This window comes from Candidatus Margulisiibacteriota bacterium (assembly GCA_028715625.1).
GTDB lineage: Bacteria > Margulisbacteria > Riflemargulisbacteria > GWF2-35-9 > GWF2-35-9 > JAQURL01.
The window spans coordinates 1-5,989 of sequence record JAQURL010000105.1; the positions used below are offsets into that span (position 1 = coordinate 1).

7 protein-coding genes are annotated in these 5,989 nt (G+C 39.3%); all 7 read right to left on the reverse strand.

The window, feature by feature from the left end; genetic code table 11:
* Positions 1 to 749: EpsG family protein (locus tag PHV30_11710; GenBank protein MDD5457680.1), on the reverse strand; the 749-nt coding region annotated here is incomplete at its 3' end.
* Positions 746 to 1,963 (reverse strand): glycosyltransferase, encoded by a 1,218-nt coding sequence (locus PHV30_11715; GenBank protein MDD5457681.1) that lies wholly within the window; start codon positions 1,961 to 1,963, stop codon positions 746 to 748. The genes PHV30_11715 and PHV30_11710, both read right to left, overlap by 4 nt.
* Positions 1,944 to 3,272 (reverse strand): glycosyltransferase family 1 protein, encoded by a 1,329-nt coding sequence (locus tag PHV30_11720; protein MDD5457682.1) that lies wholly within the window; start codon positions 3,270 to 3,272, stop codon positions 1,944 to 1,946. The genes PHV30_11715 and PHV30_11720 overlap by 20 nt, the downstream gene beginning before the upstream one ends.
* Before the next feature lie 16 nt (positions 3,273 to 3,288).
* Positions 3,289 to 4,242, reverse strand: coding sequence for a glycosyltransferase (locus PHV30_11725; GenBank protein ID MDD5457683.1), 954 nt, complete (start codon positions 4,240 to 4,242; stop codon positions 3,289 to 3,291).
* A gap of 2 nt (positions 4,243 to 4,244) precedes the next feature.
* A complete protein-coding gene (locus tag PHV30_11730; protein ID MDD5457684.1) occupies positions 4,245 to 5,369 on the reverse strand; it encodes a glycosyltransferase family 4 protein in 1,125 nt (374 codons plus the stop codon).
* 5 nt (positions 5,370 to 5,374) lie between these two features.
* On the reverse strand, positions 5,375 to 5,590 hold the full coding sequence (locus PHV30_11735; GenBank protein ID MDD5457685.1) for a hypothetical protein: 216 nt from the start codon (positions 5,588 to 5,590) through the stop codon (positions 5,375 to 5,377).
* A gap of 7 nt (positions 5,591 to 5,597) precedes the next feature.
* Positions 5,598 to 5,989: GNAT family N-acetyltransferase (locus PHV30_11740; GenBank protein MDD5457686.1), on the reverse strand; the 392-nt coding region annotated here is incomplete at its 5' end.

Consider the following 5,989-nt stretch of genomic DNA (forward strand, 5'->3'; position numbering starts at 1 on the left):
GTCCATGCATTTGCACCTTCGTAATAAACAAGATAATTCTCGTATTTCATAAATTTTGCAAATGGAAGTAAGAGTTTGTTCCCCCAGACGAACATTATGGGAATACAGGCAAGCATGCAAAACAGATATTTCTTTGTTATTTTCTTGTTTGCCAGAAAATAAAACGGGAAAAAAAAGATAGAGGATTTATGTATGGTAAAAGTAATCAAGGTAAGCAGTAAAAACGGAAGGAATCTTCTCTTTTTTATAAATTCATATCCCAGAAAAACAACCAAAGTAGTGGCTATTGTCTGCCTGATCGCTGTTAATGTAATAGAATAAAACACCGTTGAATAAATCAGGAAACTTATCACCGGTTCTGACGAATTTCTGTATATCCATATTCCGAGGGGCACGGTAAAAATCAACGCGATAATGATAAGATAGACCTGGTAATTTGTTGTGAATATCTGGACAAATTTTTCAAATAAATAATAACCCGGATCGTTCCCAACTGCACCCCTAAAAAGAACATCTATGAAATTCCTCCATAGTTCTTTCCATGTCTGATACATTCGGACATCAAAACTATGTATCTTGTAAGAATAGGTATCAGGTCCTATACTTATGTGTCTTAGCCCGGATAATAAAACCCATTGTGAGGATGCAAGAATACAGAACAGTTTTTTGTTCCTTCTTTCCGGGACGCCGTAAAGAAAAAGAGCTCCGGAAAGCATTATCAAAAAGATATTAATCAGGTATATCGTCATATATTCCGCCCTTTTCCTGAAATTTCATGATATAACCTAAAATAATCTTTGATCCTGTTCTCCATATTAAAGTTTTCTTTCGCAAAAGCAATACAGTTGCCTGTATAATATTCTTTGCCGTTCCGGTATACCTGCGATATGGCATCAAAAACAGCATTAATATCATTCGCTTCCACAACATATCCGCATCCTTTTCCAATCAATTCCGGGTTAGCGGTTGAATTGATTACGATTGCAGGGGTACAGCAGGCAAGCGCTTCCGCAGTCACTTTTCCGAACGTTTCTTCAGGAGAGAAATTCACGAACACGTCTGCCATTGAATAATACTGAACAAGTTCATTGACATTATGGGTCTCTTGAATATGAATTATGTTTTGATGTAACCGCACATGACCCTTTATACTGCCTACCAATACAATGCGCATATGTGCCGGGATACTATCAGCCAATTCAATGAATTTATCTAATCCCTTTGCACTACTCCATATGCTGGCAACACCTAATATAACAAAATGATTCTCTAAACCCAGCTTCCGCCTCAATTCATCAGTACCAACAGGTTTAAAAATTTTCAGGTCAATCCAGTTATATATCCGTGTTATTATTTTTGCTGAAGAGAGAAAAGATTTTCTCGCCTCATTTGTCACCCAATCAGATACCCCGACAACTGCCAACCTTGGTATCTTCTTGAACCATGCTTTTTTATCATGGTACATTCTCCTGCACCGGTCAAAAAACCATGTCGGGTTGGTCCGATTCTCATTTGGACACCTGATACATTCCTTCTGCCATTGGAAACAATTGTTCATCGTATAATAAAAGCATCTACCTGTATAAAACCAGCAGTCGTGCAGGGTGAGAATAATGGGTATATCATTCTCCGCAAGGTAGGCAAGCAGAATTCCCAGATTAATATAATTACTGTGCAGATTGTGCAAATGTACGACGTCAGGCTTAATTTTCTCTATGTAATCCAGGAGTTTTCTTGTGCCTTTCCCGGAAAAATATGCCTGCATACCGGATATCCGGGAAAATAATGCATGTAATTTCCTCTCCCATTTTGTTCCAATTCTGTATCCCTTTTCATAAGGAACTCCGGACGCATAGGCGATGTACCCCTCCTGCCCATTTTTATTCAGGTACTCCGCTATTTCAACACAGATACGGCCTGTACTCCTTATCCCATTTACTGCATTAATCTGTAATATTTTCATTTTTATTTTTACCTGCCAAGTTGGTTAAATCTTTATACAGGTTTTTTTGAATTATGTCTATCTGATGATTGCGCTTCCCGCATTCCCACGCTTTTTTTGCATATTCAAGCAAGATTTCAGGGTTCTTTATAATAGAGCCCAGCACAGTGCCGATTTTCTCATAGTTATCAATGCATATGGCCGCATCCTCCTTCTTCAAATACGCATAACCCGAATGCCGCGCCCAGCTGATTACCATCACCGCACAACCGCTTGCGAGACAATCAATAATTTTAGTTGAAAACGAAAGTCTTGTCGTCAACCTGTTTTGCAGGTCCAGCGCTTCAACATGTAGAGCAATATCGGCGTTTTGATAAACTTTTCTCAATTCTTCTTCCGGAACCGCTCCCATCAGAAAAGAATTTTTATTGTCGTCCAGCATTTTTTTTTGTCTGGCGGTTATTCTGTCTTTTGTATATATATCAAGCGTCATTTTCGTTCCGTCTTTATTTATTTTTTTCAATGCTCTGTTAATCTCAACGAGGGTTCTCCATCTCTGACAATATAATTTACCTGCGTAGATTATCTTAATCGGGCTGTTTACGCTCTTTTTAATCTGTACCCCGTTGAAATCGGCGCATTTTTTTAAAATGCCTGCGTCAATATTAAAGTTATTTTTATATTCCTGCAACTGTTCCGAGGACAGAGTATAGTATTTAGAATAAACAGGCATTGTTTTTCTAATATCCTTCCTTACTAAAAACCGCCTAATCCAGTAAACCAGCGAAAATCTTAACTGCTTCAACGAATACTCATCGTCTCCGGTAAAAGCAACCATCGGTTTGCCGGACAATTCGTATATTTTTCTCTCCAACCGTAACATTTTCCTTGTGGCATACCGCGGGCAGAAAACCACATCCGGCTTGAATTCAGATATAAATTGTTTCAACTTCCCTTCGTCGTACCTGCCTGTTAACCATATCCAGTCCCTGACTGCCCTGGCGGGTTCCGACACAATTGATTTCATCAATGAGACAATTTTCTTGTTTTCTTCATTTTCAGGCACATCGCCGTCAGAGCCGCGGATGCCATTGAAGGTTTCAAATGTCCTTCCCGCTTTTTCACCTCCAAAAATACTCTTCAGCATCATCCTGTCGGTTAATTGAAAGTATTTCCAGCAGCACTTATTACCGGGAATGCCCGAACTGCAATATATCTGGGCAAATTCGGCATTAAATCCTTCAAACCAGTTTGACAGAACGTTTTTAGGATGAACCGCATCGTTCCAGACCTCGTCGGTAATCAACAGAATTTTTAACCTGTCATCCATTTATAAACCCCTGAATTTACTTTCTGAGACGTAAAAAGTTCACGGCAAAAGAACATGCATCCGGACATGTTCTGAAAAGAGTGAACATCAACTTATACTTCAGCGGTGTAATCTCATTTTTAACGCTTTTGTTATACATGTGATTGTATAAGAGTAATATCTGTCTTCTATCATTTGTGTTTTTCCTGTCTTTTTTGCAACGGATATAAAAAAGCATCAGCGAGAGACAAAAATATTCATAAGACAGTTCCAGGAGAGATTTTTCCTTATCTCTGAAATATTCCAGTCTCTTTTCAAGTATATCTATAAAATCCGTTGATATGAAATGCTTTGTGTTCCTCATTATACTCACGGGCGTCTGGAAATAATAATACAGTTTTTTACCGGTAATAGCTATTCTGCTGGCCTTGTAAACGATACGGTAGGTCATTGCCTCATCCTCATACGTTTTCCCGCAAGGGAACCTTTCATTATTAAAGAGCCCTGATTTGTAAAGGCGGCCACATACCCCGGCGCGCACTCTTCTGCTAATCAAAGCATCCACCTTATTATAAACATCATTTTTGCCTTTAACAAGAATGCCGTTAAAATTATCCGACATGCCCTTAACGTATGCACATTGCGCGATTTCACATTGGCCGTTTATGCACATCTCATATAAAATTTCCAGGCAGTCCGGATGTAAAAAATCATCACTGTCAACAAAACTGACAAATTCCCCGTTCATTATATCCAGTCCAGCGTTGCGCGCCGAAGATGTGCCGCCGTTCATCTTATGAATAACCTTAATTCGTTCATCCGCCATGGCATACCCGTCGCAAATTTCAGGGCATTTATCAGATGAACCGTCATCCACCAGTATAATTTCTGTATTTGAATATGTCTGCACTCTGATGCTTTCTATACAGCGCGCCAGGTATTTCTCAACATTATATACAGGCACAATAACCGATATAAGGGATTTATGCATTTTCATCCACTATAATTCTCATATATATTGCGCATAACCGTAAGCGTATTTTTCACATCAAACTTTTTAACCGCATTGACGTTGTGACTACCCATTTTTTCCCTGATTTCCCTGTTATTCATTAACGTATCAATCGCTTTCCCGAATCCGTCAGCGTCGTCTGGACTACAGTTGAAGCCCGTTACTCCGTCAACCGCGTACTCAGTAATTCCGCGGATGTTTGACGCAATTAGCGGCAGACCACAAGCCATCGCTTCCAGAGCCGCTATGCCGAGTCCCTCGCGGAGCGAAGGAAAAACGAAGACATCCGCTGATTTGCAGATTTCGCCTATATCCCTACGGTAATCCAGTAACCTTACCTGTTCCCGCAATCCTAATTTTTCTGCCAGCTTTTTCAAGTAACTCTCAAGGGACCCGTTTCCACAAATCAGGTAGTAAATACTGGTGTTCTTAAGTTTGGAGAGGGCGCGTATAATAACCTGGTGATTTTTGTTTTTATTCAATTCCCCCACTGAAAGTAAAACAAAAGAGTCTTCCGGCAGGTTCAATTCACGCCGTTTTGCCATTTTATCAACAGTTATCCCGCCAAAACTCTCTGTGTCAAGTCCGACGCCGGGGATATATTCAACCCGTACCGCTTTTAATGTCTTTATGGCTCTTGCATAGTCCTCTTTATTTATGGTAATAAGTACATCCGTATATCTTGCCAGCCATTTTTCCACAGGATAATATAGCAGCCAGTTCTTAAGAGGTGCGCCCCTGTAAAAATGAAACCCGTGGGCGGTATAGAAGACTTTTGTACCCTGTTTTCTGGTTCTTCTCGCCGCCAGTCTTGTAATTACTCCTCCCACAGGCGTATTGCAATGGATGACATCATACCGATTTTCATAAATTATTTTTTTTAACTGCCTGTACGCGGTTATATTGCTTTTACTATAAGGCGACCGGGTGAACGGTATGTCATAGACTTTATGAGGACCGTTCAGCCGTAAACCTTTTTTTTCAATAAGATTATTTTTTGCCGCTACGTGTATCTCGTAACCGTTTTTGCGCAGCATATCTATCAAGGGCAGATGAAACCGAGCAATATGACTCTGAACGGTTGCAGTCAATAGAACTTTTTTCATTGCTCTCATAATTTCCTTGCAGAGGCTCCAACATAAGTTCCGGGTTCAGTTATATCCTTAACCACCACAGCACCTGCACCGATTATACAGTTACTGTAATGTATTAGCTTCAAAAAGTCAACTTTATCCCCACGTGTTGCAAATTCATTCAGCAAGTCAGTATAAATGTTATGCATATTTAATGTTTCTATATTACACAATGTAAGAAAAAGAATATTCATATTGATATTATCTTCTGTATTCAGGGAAAAAATTACTGTTTTCCTCAAAATTCTCTTTCTTTATACGCATATCTGTAAGTGTTTTATATTTCTCTTTATCAAAAATTTTTTTTCCGATATAAAAATCACACATACCGTTTGGAGAAAAACTTCTCTTATACTTAAAAATACCATCGTCTCCACCATACCCACCACCCAAGATGAAATTCTTAAGTCCTTTTTCCTTAGCCCACTTAATAATTTCGTATTTCAAAAAGTCGTTGGGGCGCATATGGAAGAAAACATGGTCAGTACCACCCAAAAACGAATAGCAGTTTTCGCTTCCGTATAAGACAAGTTCAGTCGAGATGACAGAACCTTCATTCAGAACGTGTAAATAGATATAATTGCCCGTCATAC